General features: G+C 72.2%; 10 protein-coding genes. All 10 read left to right on the plus strand.

Features of this window, described 5'->3' with window-relative positions:
- The first annotated feature begins 103 nt into the window (after positions 1-103).
- The 10 genes from HNR21_RS18935 to HNR21_RS18980 all read left to right on the plus strand — a co-directional run bounded on the left by HNR21_RS18935 (position 104) and on the right by HNR21_RS18980 (position 15420).
- On the plus strand, positions 104-1150 hold the full coding sequence (locus tag HNR21_RS18935; protein WP_182706241.1) for an ABC transporter permease: 1047 nt from the start codon (positions 104-106) through the stop codon (positions 1148-1150).
- Entirely contained in the window at positions 1143-2159 is a 1017-nt protein-coding gene (locus HNR21_RS18940; RefSeq protein ID WP_182706242.1) for an ABC transporter permease, read from the plus strand. The genes HNR21_RS18935 and HNR21_RS18940 overlap by 8 nt, the downstream gene beginning before the upstream one ends.
- Before the next feature lie 58 nt (positions 2160-2217).
- Positions 2218-3315 (plus strand): rhamnose ABC transporter substrate-binding protein, encoded by a 1098-nt coding sequence (gene rhaS, locus HNR21_RS18945; protein WP_182706243.1) that lies wholly within the window; start codon positions 2218-2220, stop codon positions 3313-3315.
- Positions 3316-3377: 62 nt separating this feature from the next.
- A complete protein-coding gene (locus HNR21_RS18950; protein ID WP_119730919.1) occupies positions 3378-3695 on the plus strand; it encodes an L-rhamnose mutarotase in 318 nt (105 codons plus the stop codon).
- A 32-nt stretch (positions 3696-3727) separates the two neighbouring features.
- Positions 3728-4894 carry an L-rhamnose isomerase gene (gene rhaI, locus HNR21_RS18955; RefSeq protein WP_182706244.1) on the plus strand — a complete coding sequence of 389 codons (1167 nt, stop codon included), beginning with the start codon at positions 3728-3730 and terminating at the stop codon, positions 4892-4894.
- 55 nt (positions 4895-4949) lie between these two features.
- Entirely contained in the window at positions 4950-6992 is a 2043-nt protein-coding gene (locus HNR21_RS18960; RefSeq protein WP_182706245.1) for a bifunctional aldolase/short-chain dehydrogenase, read from the plus strand.
- Positions 6993-7438: 446 nt separating this feature from the next.
- Entirely contained in the window at positions 7439-7654 is a 216-nt protein-coding gene (locus HNR21_RS18965; protein WP_182706246.1) for a hypothetical protein, read from the plus strand.
- A gap of 120 nt (positions 7655-7774) precedes the next feature.
- A complete protein-coding gene (locus HNR21_RS18970; RefSeq protein WP_182706247.1) occupies positions 7775-10762 on the plus strand; it encodes a glycosyl hydrolase in 2988 nt (995 codons plus the stop codon).
- Positions 10763-10858: 96 nt separating this feature from the next.
- On the plus strand, positions 10859-12910 hold the full coding sequence (locus HNR21_RS18975) for an alpha-L-rhamnosidase-related protein (protein WP_182706248.1): 2052 nt from the start codon (positions 10859-10861) through the stop codon (positions 12908-12910).
- Complete coding sequence (locus HNR21_RS18980) at positions 12910-15420, plus strand: glycoside hydrolase family 127 protein (protein WP_182706249.1); 2511 nt, start codon at positions 12910-12912, stop codon at positions 15418-15420. The genes HNR21_RS18975 and HNR21_RS18980 overlap by 1 nt, the downstream gene beginning before the upstream one ends.
- Positions 15421-15427 lie beyond the last annotated feature (7 nt).

The raw sequence follows: 15427 nt of genomic DNA on the forward strand, positions 1-15427 counted from the left end.
GCGGCGCCGGATCGACGAGGAGCGCGCGGAGCGAGGAACGAGTGAGCACGCGACGAGGAGAGCCGGTGCCTTCGGGCGCGCCGCAGGCGAGCGGGGGGCAGGCGTGACGGCCGTCGTGGAGCAGCCGCCGGCGCAGCCCAAGGTGAAGGCGGGCGGCGGCGAGCGCGGGCTGATCGATCTGGTGCTGCGGTTCCGGGAGGCCGGGATCCTCGGGGCGCTGGTCGTGCTGGTCGCGGTGACCACCGTGATCAACCCGCGGTTCCTGTCCGCGCAGGGCGTGGAGGACATCTTCCTGAACGCCTCCATCCTGGCGCTGCTGGCGGTCGGGCAGACCCTGGTGGTGGTGACCCGCAACATCGACCTGTCGGTCGGGTCGGTGGTCGGGCTGGTGGCGTTCGTCGTCGGCGACTTCGTCTCCGGCACCCAGCACGGCGTGCTCGTCGCCGTCGCGCTGGGGGTGGCGATCGGCGCGGCCTGCGGGCTGGTCAACGGCCTGCTGGTGAGCTTCTGCGGGGTGCCCGCCCTGGTCGTCACGCTCGGCACGCTGTACGTGATCCAGGGCCTGAACCACTACATCGCCCACGGCGAGCAGATCAGCGCCGCCGAGGTCCCCGGCGCGATCCTGAGCCTGGGCAACGGCGACCTGCTGGGGATCCCGTACCTGCCGCTGATCAGCGTCGCGGTGATGCTGGCGGTCGGCTACTACCTGCGCTCGTACTCCTCGGGCCGGGAGTTCTACGCCATCGGCTCCAGCCCCGAGGCGGCCCGGCTGGCCGGCATCCCGATCCGCCGCCGGGTGCTGACCGCCTACCTGGCCGCCGGGGTGCTGGCCGGGCTGGCCGGGACGCTGTGGCTGGCCCGCTTCGGCACCGTCGTCGCCGACCCGGCCCGCGGCTGGGAACTGGACGTGGTCGCCGCGGTCGTGGTCGGCGGCGTGGCCATCGTCGGCGGGGTCGGCACCGTGTACGGCGCGGCGCTGGGCGCCCTGCTGATCACCACCATCGGCAGCGTGCTGGTGGTCCTGAAGATCAACCCGTTCTGGCAGGAGGCCATCGTCGGCCTGTTGCTGCTGCTGGCGATCAGCGCCGACCGGCTGGTGGCGCTGCGGCTGGCCCGGGTGCTGAGGAAGAGGAACGTGCGTCATGGCTGAGGCGACGGGCACCGTGCGTGGGAAGGGCGCCGGAGCGGGCCGGTTCGTCCGCTGGGACGTGGTCGTCACCGCGCTGCTGGTCGCGGTGTTCTTCGGCGGCGTGGGGATCTCCCCGGACTTCGGCAACACCGACAACCTGTCGTTCGCGCTCGGCGACCTCGGCGAGATCGCGCTGATCGCGCTGCCGATGACGCTGCTGGTGGTGTGCGGCCAGGTGGACCTGTCGGTCGCCTCGGTGCTGGGGCTGGCCGGCGCCCTGACCGGCTGGCTGTGGAACGCCGGCTGGGCGTTCGAGACCATCGTCCCGGTCGTGCTGGTGGTCGGCGTGGTGTGCGGCCTGGTCAACGGGCTGCTGGTGACCAGGCTGGGGCTGCCGTCGCTGGCCGTCACCATCGGCACCCTGTCGCTGTACCGGGGACTGGCGTACGTGGTGCTCGGCACCGAGGCCGTCTCCCAGTTCCCCGCCCAGTACGCCGAGCTGACCACCACCAACGTGCCGGGCACCCCGATCCCGTACCAGGTCGCGCTGTTCGTCCTGCTGGCGGTCGTGACCGCGCTGGTGCTGCACGCCACCGGCGTCGGCCGGGCGCTGTTCGCCATCGGCGCCCAGGAGGACGCCGCGTTCCACGCCGGCATCCGGGTCAAGCGGATCAAGCTGGTGCTGTTCGTGGTGTCCGGCCTGGTGGCCGCGTTCGCCGGGATCGTCTACACGCTGCGGTACGGCAGCGCCCGCGCCGACAACGGCGTGGGCCTGGAACTCGCGGTGATCGCCGCGGTGCTGCTGGGCGGCGTGGACTTCGACGGCGGCAAGGGCACCCTCGGCGGCGTGATCTCCGGGGTGCTGCTCATCGGCCTGCTGCGCAACCTGCTGATGCTCAACGACGTGGCGACCGAGATCCAGTCGATCGTCACCGGGCTGCTGCTGATCGTCTCGGTGCTCACCCCGCGCCTGGCCGGCGTGGTCCGCGAGCGGAGGGCCCGGCGGCGACCCGCCGCCGCCCCCGCCTGATCTCCGCCCCACCCCCCGTCACCCTCCCGGGTGCGTTTTCTCCGAAAGGCAAGTGATCATGAAAGAGCGTTCCTCGGGCCGGATGCGGGCGCCCCGCTCGTTCCTGGCCGTGGCCACCGCCGGGATCATGGCGCTGGCGCTGACCGCCTGCGGCGGCACCACCAAGGACTCGGCGAACTCCGGCGGGGGCGCCGGGGCGGCCTCGACCGCCTCGGCGAACCCGAACGCGCCGCTCAAGGAGGGCATCAAGCTGGCCTTCCTGCCCAAGCAGATCAACAACCCGTACCTGACCCTGGTCGACAAGGCCGGCATCTCCGCCGCCGGCGAGTACAAGGGCGAGGCCAAGGAAGTCGGCCCGTCGGACGCGTCGGCCTCCTCGCAGGTCTCCTACATCAACACGCTGGTGCAGCAGCGGCAGGACGCCATCCTGATCTCCGCCAACGACCCGAACGCGGTGTGCGGCCCGCTGCAGCAGGCCCGCCAGCGCGGCATCAAGGTGGTCTCCTACGACTCCGACACCGCCCCCGAGTGCCGTGACGTGTTCATCAACCAGGCGGCCTCCGAGGAGATCGGCCGCAGCCAGGTCAAGCTGCTGGCCGAGCTGATGGACGGCGAGGGCGAGTTCGCGGTGCTGTCGGCGACCGCCAACGCCACCAACCAGAACACCTGGATCAAGTACATGCAGGAGGAGCTGAAGAAGCCCGAGTACGCCAAGATGAAGCTGGTCAAGATCGCCTACGGGGACGACGACGACCAGAAGTCCTTCCAGCAGACCCAGGGCCTGCTGCAGGCGTACCCCAACCTCAAGGGCATCATCGCTCCCACCACCGTCGGCATCGCCGCCGCCGCCCGCTACATCTCCGGCTCCCAGTACAAGGGCAAGGTCGTGGTGACCGGGCTCGGCACGCCCAACCAGATGCGCCAGTTCGTCAAGGACGGCACCGTCGAGAAGTTCCAGCTGTGGAACCCCAACGACCTGGGCTACCTGGCCTCCTACGCCGCCGCGGCGCTGGTCTCCGGCCAGATCACCGGCAAGCAGGGCGAGGTCCTCAAGGCCGGCAGGCTCGGCGAGCGCACCGTCGGGGCCAACGGCGAGATCGTCCTCGGCCCGCCGTTCACCTTCGAGGCGTCCAACATCGACCAGTTCGACTTCTGATCGGCCCCGCCCGTCCCCGGCCTGCGCGGGCGGCCGGGGGCGGGCGCCCGGGAGGGACCCGCATGCGACGCGTCTGCTTCCTGCTGAAGGTCCGGCCGGACCGGATCGAGGAGTACAAGGAGCGGCACCGGCAGGTGTGGCCGGAGATGCAGGCCGCCCTGCGCGAGACCGGCTGGCGCAACTACTCGCTCTTCCTGCGCGACGACGGCCTGCTGGTCGGCTACCTGGAGACCGAGGACTTCGAGGCGGCCAGGGAGGCGATGGCCGCCACCGAGGTCAACGCCCGCTGGCAGGCCGAGATGGCGCCGTTCTTCGAGGATCTCGACGGCCGTCCCGACGAAGGCATGACCCCCCTCACCGAGGTCTTCCATCTCGACTGAAGGCTCGACCGAACGCTCCCAGAAAGGCACCCATGAGCGACATCCGCGCGGTGAAGGACGCCCTGCGCCGCCAGCACATCGAGACGCCGTCGTGGGCGTACGGCAACTCGGGCACCCGCTTCAAGGTCTTCCCGCAGCGGGGCGTGCCGCGCACCCCGCAGGAGAAGATCGACGACGCGGCCCAGGTGCACAAGTACACCGGGGTCGCGCCGAGCGTGGCGCTGCACATCCCGTGGGACGCCGTCGACGACTACGCGGCGCTCGCCGAGTACGCCCGCGAGCGCGGGGTGCGGATCGGGGCGATCAACTCCAACGTCTTCCAGGACGAGGACTACATGCTCGGCAGCGTCACCAACCCGGACCCCAGGGTCCGCCGGAAGGCGCTGGACCACCTGCTGGAGTGCGTCGACATCATGGACGCCACCGGCTCGCGGGACCTGAAGCTGTGGTTCTCCGACGGCACCAACTACCCCGGCCAGGACGACATCCGGGCCCGCCAGGACCGGCTCGCCGAGGCCCTGTCGGCGGTGTACGAGCGGCTCGGCGACGACCAGCGGTTCCTGCTGGAGTACAAGCTGTTCGAGCCGGCCTTCTACGTGACCGACGTGCCGGACTGGGGCACCGCCTACGCCCACTGCGTCCGGCTCGGCCCCAAGGCCCAGGTGGTGGTGGACACCGGACACCACGCCCCCGGCACCAACATCGAGTTCATCGTGGCGTTCCTGCTGCGCGAGGGCAGGCTCGGCGGGTTCGACTTCAACTCCCGCTTCTACGCCGACGACGACCTGATGGTGGGCGCCGCCGACCCGTTCCAGCTCTTCCGGATCATGCACGAGGTGGTGCGGGCCGGCGGCCACGAGCCCGAGGCCGGGGTGGCGTTCATGCTCGACCAGTGCCACAACATCGAGCCCAAGATCCAGGGCCAGATCCGTTCGGTGATGAACGTGCAGGAGGCCACCGCCAAGGCGCTGCTGGTGGACGCCGACGCGCTGCGCAAGGCCCAGCAGGACGGGGACGTGCTGGCCGCCAACGCGGTGCTGATGGACGCCTACAACACCGACGTGCGCCCGCTGCTGGCCGAACTGCGCGAGGAGATGGGCCTGGACCCCGACCCGATCGCCGCCTACCTGCGCTCCGGCTACCTGGAGAAGGTCGTCGCCGAACGCCGGGGCGGCACCGCCGCCGGCTGGGGCGCCTGACCGCCCACGACCCACGCTCGCCGACAAGCTCGCCGATCACGCGAAGGAGCAGATGATGACCGCCACTCCACCCGAGGTGGAGCAGTTGCTCGAACGGGCCCGCACCCTGGGCTCCGACCCGCGCAACACCAACTACGCGGGGGGCAACGCCTCGGCCAAGGGCACCGTCACCGACCCCGTGACCGCCCGGGACGTGGAACTGATGTGGGTGAAGGGCTCGGGCGGGGACCTGGGCACCCTCACCGAGGCGGGGCTGGCCGTGCTGCGGCTGGACCGGCTGCGCGCCCTGGTGGACGTCTACCCCGGCGTCGAGCGCGAGGACGAGATGGTCGCCGCGTTCGACTACTGCCTGCACGGCAGGGGCGGGGCGGCGCCGTCCATCGACACCGCCATGCACGGGCTGGTCGACGCCAGGCACGTCGACCACCTGCACCCCGACTCCGGCATCGCCATCGCCACCGCCGCCGACGGGGAGGAGCTGACCCGCCGGATCTTCGGCGACCGGGTGGTGTGGGTGCCCTGGCGGCGGCCCGGGTTCCAGCTCGGGCTGGACATCGCCGCCATCAAGAAGGACAACCCGCAGGCCATCGGGGTGATCCTGGGCGGGCACGGGATCACCGCCTGGGGCGAGACCAGCGCCGAGTGCCAGGCCAACTCGCTGGAGATCATCCGCACCGCCGAGCGGTACATCGAGCGGCACGGCCGGCCCGAGCCGTTCGGCCCGGTGATCGAGGGCTTCGAGCCACTGCCGACCGCCGAGCGGCACGCCCGCGCCGCCGAGCTGTTCCCGCTGATCCGCGGGCTGGTGTCCACCGACCGGCCGCAGGTGGGCCACTACACCGACAGCGACGTGGTGCTGGACTTCGTGTCCCGCGCCGAGCACCGGCGGCTGGCCGCCCTCGGCACCTCCTGCCCGGACCACTTCCTGCGCACCAAGGTCGCCCCGCTGGTGCTGGACCTGCCGCCGACCGCGCCGCTGGAGGACGTCCGGGAACGGCTCGCCGAGCTGCACGAGGAGTACCGGGAGGAGTACCGCGCCTACTACGAGCGGCACGCCACCCCCGACTCCCCGCCGATGCGGGGCGCCGACCCGGCGATCGTGCTGGTGCCCGGCATCGGGATGTTCAGCTTCGGCGCCGACAAGCAGACCGCGCGGGTGGCCGGCGAGTTCTACGTCAACGCCATCAACGTGATGCGCGGTGCGGAGGCCCTGTCGTCGTACGCGCCGATCGACGAGGCCGAGAAGTTCCGCATCGAGTACTGGGAGCTGGAGGAGGCCAAGCTCCGCCGCCGGCCCAAGCCCAAGCCGCTGGCCACCCGGATCGCGCTGGTCACCGGCGGTGGGTCGGGCATCGGCGCGGCCACCGCCCGGCGGCTGGCCGCCGAGGGCGCCTGCGTGGTCGTCGCCGACCGCGACCTGGCCGCCGCCGAGAAGGTCGCCGCCGAGATCGGCGGCGCCGACGTCGCGATCGCGGTGGGCGTGGACGTCACCGACGAGGAGCAGATCAAGGCCGCGGTCCGGGCCGGGGTGCTGGCCTTCGGCGGGGTGGACCTGGTGGTCAACAACGCCGGGCTGTCGCTGTCCAAGCCGCTGCTGGAGACCACCGCGCAGGACTGGGACGTCCAGCACGACGTGATGGCGCGCGGCTCGTTCCTGGTGTCCCGGGAGACCGCCCGGATCATGATCGACCAGGGGATGGGCGGCGACATCGTCTACATCGTCTCCAAGAACGGCGTGTTCGCCGGGCCCAACAACATCGCCTACAGCGCCGCCAAGGCCGACCAGGCCCACCAGGTGCGGCTGCTGGCCGCCGAGCTGGGCGAGCACGGCATCCGGGTCAACGGCGTCAACCCCGACGGGGTGGTGCGCGGCTCGGGCATCTTCGCCGGCGGGTGGGGAGCCCAGCGCGCCGCCGTCTACGGGGTGCCCGAGGAGCGGCTCGGCGAGTTCTACGCCCAGCGCACCCTGCTCAAGCGCGAGGTGCTGCCCGAGCACGTCGCAGGCGCCGTCTTCGCCCTGACCGGCGGGGACCTGACCCACACCACCGGCCTGCACGTCCCGGTGGACGCGGGGGTGGCCGCGGCCTTCCTCCGCTGACGCCCTTCCGTTCGCACCTTCCGTTTCGCCTCCAGAGCCCGACGGGACCGGTGCCGGTCGCGCAGGAGCCGCGCCGGTCCCGTCGCACCAGCCGATCCGACAGTCGCGGGACCGATCGGGGGATCTCGTTCCGCCGCCTTCCACCGCCCGTACCGACACCTCCACGACGTTCTCCCGCGCGGTGACGCCGCCGCGCACCCACCCCCCACCACGTGAGGTGATCCCGTGCGCCCTGACGCGCCCCGAAAGGCCCCGACCGTCGCCCTGATCACGGCGTCCTCCCCGGCGCCGGCCGCCGCCGGGCACGCCCCCGAGACCCCCGCCGATCCGACGACCGGCGACCGTTCCCGCCAGCCGACCGGGAACGCGTCACCGCCTGCATCGCGAGCCTGGGCATGAAGGCGGGGCCGCCCGCCGCGCACCGGACTGGAAGGTGCCACGGCGTCGTGCCCGTCCGGCGCGGCCAGGTGCGCGTCGATCGGCGCACCGGCCCCGGCTGTGTCCGGCCGGCCGTGGACATCCCCGTCAACGTGCGCGTCCCGGCCCGCTCCGCCGACGACGTCCGTATCACCGGCCCCGGCCAGGCCCGTCTCATCGAGTGCCGCGACGGCCATGCCGTCCATGAGGCCGGCTCCGGCCGCCTCACCTTCACCGCGCGCTGACCCTTTCGGTGGCCGTCCCCGGGTCCGGCGCCCAGGGACGGCCCCTCCACCCCACGTGACGTCGTCCGCGACGGTCCCGACCTTCCAGTTCAACCGTTTGAAGCGACAGCAGAGGACCCCATGAACGAATACACGTTCACCCGGCGACGGGTGCTGCAGGCCGGGCTGGCGGCGGGCGCCGTCGCGGCGCTGCCCGGGGCGGTGCGCCCCCCGGCCGCGGCGGCGGACTCCCGTCCGGTGGCGGCCGTCCGGTTCGCCCGGCCTCCGGCGGCGGTGCGGCCCAGGTTCCGGTGGTGGTGGCCGGACGGGCAGGTGGATCCGGCGGAGATCCGGCGGGAGATCGACCAGATCGCCGACGCCGGGTTCGGCGGGGCCGAGATCGTCGCGGTGCACCACAGCATCCGCGACAAGTCGGTGCTGGACCCCGGGAAGTACGGGTGGGGGACCCCCGCCTGGAACGCCGGGGTCGAGGCCGCGCTCGACCAGGCCCGCAAGCGCGGCATCACCGTCGACCTGACCATCGGTCCCGCCTGGCCGGCCGCCGTGCCCACCATCACCCCCGACAGTCCCGAGGCGGTCAAGGAACTGGCCTACGGGCGGGCCGACGTGGCGGGCGGCACCACCTACAGCGGCCCGGTGCCGGCCGCCCGCGCCGCCGCCGAGCACGGCGTGACGCGGCAGAAGCTGCTGTGGGTGCACGCGGTGCGGATCGACCCGGCCCTGTCCACCCGCAACGAGACCGGCCTGGCCCTGGACTCCTGGCAGGACCTCACGGGCCTGGTCAAGGACGGCCGCATCGAATGGAGCGCTCCAGAAGGCGGCACCTGGGTGCTGCTGTCGTACTGGGAGCGCGGCTCCGGGCAGCAGCCGGAGTCCGGCCCGCACTCCAGCCCCGAGTCCTACGTCGTCGACCACTTCAGCAGGGCCGGCACCCAGGCGGTCATCGACTTCTGGGAGGAGCGGCTGCTGACCCCGCGGATCCGCAGGCTGCTCGAGCAGGCGGGCGGGGCGCTGTTCGAGGACTCCATCGAACTGGAGACCCAGGCCCTCAACTGGACCCCGGGCCTGGACGCCGAGTTCGCCCGCCGCCGCGGCTACGCCCTGCACCGCTACCTGCCGGTGATCGTCCGGTACGACGAGAACCCGGTGTTCACCTACCAGGCCGAGCTGACCCGGCACGCCCGGCACGACTACTGGCTGACGGTGTCCGACCTGTTCAGCGAGTACCACTTCGAGGCGCTGACCGACTGGGCGCACTCGCTGGGACTGCAGTTCCGCTCCCAGCCGTACGGGCTGGAGACCGACGCCATCGAGCACGCCGCCATCGTCGACATCCCCGAAGGCGAGTCGCTGGGCTTCCGCAACCTCGACGACTACCGGGCGCTGGCCGGCGGCCGGGACCTGGCCGGCCGCAAGATCCTGTCCTCGGAGGCCGGGGCGTACCAGGGCGCCGCCTACAGCGTCACCTGGGACAGGTTCCTGTCCACCATGGGCGGCGCGTACGCGGCCGGGCTCAACCAGACGGTGCTGCACGGCTTCTCCTACGCCACCGCGCCCGGCGTGAACTGGCCCGGGTTCGCCGGGTTCACCCCCTACAACGGCGGCATCGGGTTCTCCGAGTCGTGGGGGCCGCGTCACCCGACCTGGCGGCACGTCGAGGACGTCGCGGGCTACCTGGCCCGCGTCCACCAGGTCACCCAGGCGGGCGTCAACAAGATCGACGTGGCGGTCTACCGGCAGAAGGGCCGCACCAAGACCGGGCTGGGCGCCGGCTGGTTCACCTCCGACGGCGTCCCGCTCGGCTGGACCCACCAGCTCGTCAGCGACCCCGTCCTGCAACTGCCGCCGGCCGAGGTCTCCGGCGGCCGGCTCGCCCCCGAGGGCCCGGCCTACAAGGTGCTGGTCGTCGAGCACGACATCCACGGCGGCAACGAGCGCACCCTGCCCGTCGCCACCGCCGAACGGCTGCTGCGCTGGACCAGGCAGGGCCTGCCGCTGATCTTCATCGGCGACTGGTCGGCCGCCACCGTGCCCGGGATCGCCGAGGAGGGGGAGAACGAGCGGCTCCGGGCGATCCTGGCCGAGCTGTTCCGGCAGCCGAAGGTCCGCAACGTCCCCGACCGGCCGTCCACCCCGCAGGCCCTGGAGGCCCTCGGGCTGCGGCCCGACGTCCGGTACGCGCAGCGGTCCACCCTCCTGTACGCCCACCGGGTGGAGGACGAGGTCGACTTCTACTACTTCGTCAACGGCAAGCACGCCGAGACCGTCAGGCCGCCGGTCGCCGCCATCGACCACAAGGTCACCCTCACCCGCAGCGACCGCGACGCCGTCCCGTACCGGCTGGACGCCTGGACCGGCGAGATCGAGCGGATCGCCGTCTACGAGGAGGACGGCGGCACCGTCACCGTCCGGGTGGCGCTGCAGCCCAGCGAGTCCACCATCGTCGTGCTGGCCCGCCCCGGCCACTTCGGCGACGGGGCCCGGCGGCGGGTGCACGCCGTCAGCACCCAGGCCGACGAGGTCCGCTACTCCGACCGCGGCCTGGCGGTCCGCGCCGCCCAGGCCGGGACGTACGCCGTCACGCTGTCCGACGGCCGCACCGCCCAGGCCGCCATCGCGGCGGTGCCCGCACCGGTGGACCTGACCTCCTGGACGCTGACGGTCGAGGACTGGCGGCCCGGCGCCACGCCCACCGAGACGGTCACCCAGACCCACGAGGTCACCCTCGACGCCCTCAAGCCGTGGACCGAGATCCCCGGCCTGGAGGACGTCTCCGGCGTCGGCGTCTACCGCACCACGGTGGACCTCGACGAGGGCTGGACCCGCTCGCACGGCGCGTACCTGCGGCTCGGCGAGGTCACCGACACCTGCCGGGTCAAGGTCAACGGACGTGCCCTGCCGCCGGTGGACCAGCTCAACCCGGTCCTGGACATCGGCGACCACCTGCGTCCGGGAGCCAACACGATCGAAGTGGAGGTGGCGACCACACTCTTCAACCGCCTGCGGGTCAGCGACCCCGCCGTCTACGGCGTCGCCACCCGGCAGCGCTACGGCCTGATCGGCCCGGTCCGCCTCGTCCCGTACGGGGAGACGACCGTGCGCGTCTGAGACCGCGCATACATGAGGCGGGAGGGCGTCGGCCCCGCCCTCCCGCCTCGGTGAATCCCTCCGCACGCCCCCTAGCAGCAGGAATGCGAGGAATCCATGCCCTCAAGAGTATCGGCCCGCCGTACCGCGACGGCTGCGCTGGCCGTGACCGCGCTCACCCTGCCGGTGTTCCTCGGCGGCGCCCCCGCCGCCCGGTCGGCGCCCGCGGCCAAGGCCCCGTGGCAGGTCTACAACCTGTCCCCGGCCTCCCGCACGGTGAAGCCCGCCGCGGTGTTCAGGACCAACGGGACCGTCACCGACCCCGCCGCCGTCCTCGACGGCGGACGCACCCGCCTGTCCGGCGCGGGCTCGTACCTCACCCTGGACTTCGGCAAGGACGTCACCGGCCTGGTCACGCTGCGGTTCGCCGGATCGGACGGCCCGCAGCGGGTGGGCCTGGCGTTCAGCGAGTCGTCGGAGTACGTCGGGATCCAGACCGACGCGTCCACCGGCGGCCCCCGCAGCCGTGACGGCGCGATCCACGCCGACGTGGACGGCGCCACCACCTACACGATGCCCGCCAAGTACCTGCGCGGCGGGTTCCGCTACCTGACGCTGTTCATGGAGTCGGCCGGGTCGGTGGAGCTGGAGGGCGTGTCGGCCCACTTCACCGCCGCCCCCGAGATGGACGACCTGCGCGACTACGCCAACTACTTCTACTCCAGCGACGAGCTGCTCAACCGGATCTGGTACGCGGGCGCGTACACGATCCAGCTCAACACCATCGACCCGCGCACCGGCCGCATCTGGGAGGCCCCGGCCACCGCGTGGGACAACAGCGGCCTCGTCGGGGTCGGCGACACGATCCTGGTGGACGGCGCCAAGCGCGACCGCACCGTGTGGCCGGGCGACCTGGGCGTCGAGGTGCCCGCCGCCTACGCCGCGTTCAACGACACCGAGTCGGCCCGCAACGCCCTCACCACCGTCTACCTGCACCAGCGCGACACCGGCGAGCTGCCGTACGCCGGGCCGATGCTCAACAAGTACGGCTCGGACACCTACCACCTGTGGACCCTGGCGGCCTCCTGGGACTACTACCTCTACACCGCCGACCGGGCATGGCTGGCGCAGGTGTGGGACGACTACACCCAGGCCGTCGACTACAGCCTGGCCAAGGTCAACGCCCGGGGCCTGCTGTCCATCACCGGCACCTCCGACTCGGTGCGGATCCTGGCCAAGGGCGAGAACCTCATCGCCAACGTGCTGCTGTGGCGGGTCCTGACCACCGGCTCCCAGCTCGCCGCCGCCCAGGGCGAGGCCGGCCGGGCCGCCGACTACGCCGCAAGGGCCGACGCGCTGCGCACCGCCATCGACACCCACCTGTGGGACGAGGCCGCCGGGGCGTACAAGTTCTACCCCGACTCCACCATCCACGCCCAGGACGGCAACTCCCTGGCCGTCTGGTACGGCCTGGCCGACCAGGGCAAGGCCCGCCGCATCAGCGAGAAGCTCAAGGGCAACTGGTCCCCGATCGGCACCACCGCCCCCGAGAACAAGGGCAACCCCGGGGTGTTCTCCGGCTCGATGGAGGTCAACGCCCACTTCGTGGCGGGCGGCCAGAAGGCCGACCAGGCGGGCGTCGACATCATCCGCCGCCAGTGGGGCTACATGCTCGACCACCCGCAGGGCACCAAGAGCACCTTCTGGGAGTCGTTCCGCAACCTGGAGGACTCCTGCGTCTTCTGCAGCTCCTATGTCAGCCTGGCGCACGCCTGGGCGACCGGGCCGACCCCGGCGCTGACGTTCAGTGTCCTCGGCCTCAAGCCCACCGCGCCCGCTGGCCGGACCTACGACTTCGTCCCGCACCCGGCCGACCTGACGTTCGCGCGGGGCCGCATCACCACCCCGCAGGGCCGCATCGAAGCGTCCTGGCGGCTGGACCGCGACACGGGCGTCTACCGCGCCACCCTCACCGCGCCGCGCGGCACCACCGGCCGCGTCGGCGTGCCCACCCTCGGCGCCCGCATCAAGGTCTTCGTCGACGGCCGCCTGGTGTGGAACGGCCACAAGGGCAAGGCGTACGGGGCAAGCAGCGACGGCGAGTACGTCTACCTGGACGGGCTGCCCGCCGGTCGCCACACCGTCACCGCCGACCGGCTGGGGGACTGATGACGGCCCCGTTCACCCGCCGCGCGTTCCTGGGCACGACGGGCGTCACCGCGACCGCGCTGGGCGTCGGCCTGACCGGCGCGGCCCCGGCCGCCGCCCGCACCCCCGCCCCGCACACCCCGAAGCTGTCGCCGCTGCCGCTGTCGGCGGTCACCCTGCTGGACGGCCCGTTCCGCGACAACATGGCGCGCACCTGCGCCTACCTGAAGTTCATCGACCCCGACCGGCTGCTGCACACGTTCCGGCTGAACGTGGGACTGCCCTCGGACGCCCAGCCGTGCGGCGGCTGGGAGGCCCCGAACGTCCAGCTCCGCGGCCACTCCACCGGGCACCTGCTGACCGCGCTGGCGCAGGCCCACGCCAACACCGGCGACGAGGAGCACGCCGCCAAGGGCCGCCACCTGGTGGCGGAGCTGGCCAGGTGCCAGGCCGCCGCACCGGCCGCCGGATTCACCCCCGGCTACCTGTCGGCGTTCCCCGAGTCGGTCTTCGTGCAGCTCGAGGCCGGCGGGAACCCGTGGGCGCCCTACTACACGATTCACAAGATCATGGCGGGGCTGCTCGACCAGTACCGGCTCAGCGGGAACCGGCAGGCCCTCGACGTGCTCAAGGGCATGGCCGCCTGGGTGGAGACCCGCTGCTCGCGTCTGGACGAGGCGACCATGCAGCGGCTGCTGCACGTGGAGTTCGGCGGCATGAACGACGTGCTCGCCGAGCTGTACCTGCTCACCGGGGACCCGGTGCACCTGCGCACGGCGCGGCGGTTCGACCACGAGGAGGTGTTCGGGCCGCTGGCCGAGGGCCGCGACGCCCTCGCCGGCCTGCACGCCAACACCCAGATCCCCAAGATCGTCGGCGCGGTCCGCGAGTACGAGGCCACCGGGATCGACCGCTACCACCGGATCGCCGCGTTCTTCTGGGACACGGTCGTCCACCACCACATGTACGTGATCGGCGGCAACAGCAACGAGGAGTTCTTCGGCCCGCCCGGCGAACTGGTCAGCCGCCTCAGCGACGCCAACTGCGAGAACTGCAACAGCTACAACATGCTCAAGCTCTCGCGGCTGCTGTTCATGCACGACCCGTCCCGGGCGGCGTACATGGACTACTACGAGCAGACCCTGCACAACCAGATGCTCGGCGAGCAGGACCCCGACTCCGAGCACGGGTTCTGCACCTACTACACGGGCCTGTGGCCGGGGTCGCAGCGGCAGGGCAAGGGCGGCCTGGTGTCGGCCCCCGGCAGCTACAGCAGCGACTACGACAACTTCTCGTGCGACCACGGCACGGGGATGGAGACGCACACCAAGTTCGCCGACAGCATCTACTTCCAGTCCGGCGACGCCCTGTACGTCAACCTGTTCATCCCCTCCGAGGCCACCTGGGAACGGCACGGTGTCCGCATCCGCCAGGAGACCGCCTACCCCAAGGCGGAGACCACCCGGATCACCGTCACCGAGGGGGAGGGGGACTTCGCCCTCAAACTCCGCGTCCCCGGCTGGCTGGGGGCGCGCGGACAGCACGCCAGGATCCGGGTGAACGGCGCCGCGGTGCCGGTACAGGCGCATCCCGGCCGGTACGCCACCATCGAACGGCGCTGGCGCGAGGGCGACGTGGTCGAGATGACCATGCCGATGGCCCCGGTGTGGCGCAAGGCCCCCGACAACCCCCACATCCAGGCCATCACCCACGGACCCGTCGTGCTGGCCGGGGCCTTGGGGGACCGGGAGCCCAACACCTTCCCCGCGATCGACCCCCGGTCGCTGCGGGAGACCGGCGAGCCGTTGCGCTACACCGCCCGTGCGGACGGCGCCGAGGTGACGCTGATGCCGTTCGCCGAGGTCCACCACCAGCGCTACACCGTCTACTGGGCGACCCCCGCGCCACGGCGGGGTCCCCGTCTGGTGGCGCACTACGCCCTCGACGGCACCCTCAAGGACGCCACCGGAACGTGGGCCGACGCGGTGCTGGCCGGGGGAGCGGCCCTCGCCGAGGACGGGGGAGTGGCCCTCAACGGCACCGGCGCGCACGTCGTGCTGCCGCGCGGCCTGATCACCGGGCTGGACGAGCTGACCGTGGCGGTGCGGGTGCGGGCCGACACCCTCACCAACAACGCCCGGGTGTTCGACCTGGGCTTCAACCGGCGCACGTTCTTCTACGTCAACTCCCGCACCGGCTCGGGCCGCACCCGCTTCTCCATGAGGACCTACGGCATGGAGGGCGAGGACTTCGCCGACGCCTCCGGCACCCTGCCGGTCGGGGAGTGGCTGCACGTGGCCGTCGTGGTCGGCGGGGACTCCGCCGTCCTGTACTTCGACGGAGCCGAGGCCGGCCGCAAGGACGGGCTGATCATGAGCCCGCTGGTCCTCGGGGCCACCTCGCAGAACTTCCTCGGCCGCTCCCAGGACTCGCGGCACCCCTACCTGCACGGCCGGGTCCGCGACTTCCGGATCTACGACCACGCCCTGGACGCCGCCGCGATCCGGGACCTGCACGCCTCGCAGAGCTAAGGAGCCC

Origin of the sequence: Thermomonospora cellulosilytica (assembly GCF_014138835.1) — a bacterium.
In the GTDB taxonomy this organism is placed as follows: Bacteria; Actinomycetota; Actinomycetes; order Streptosporangiales; family Streptosporangiaceae; genus Thermomonospora; species Thermomonospora amylolytica.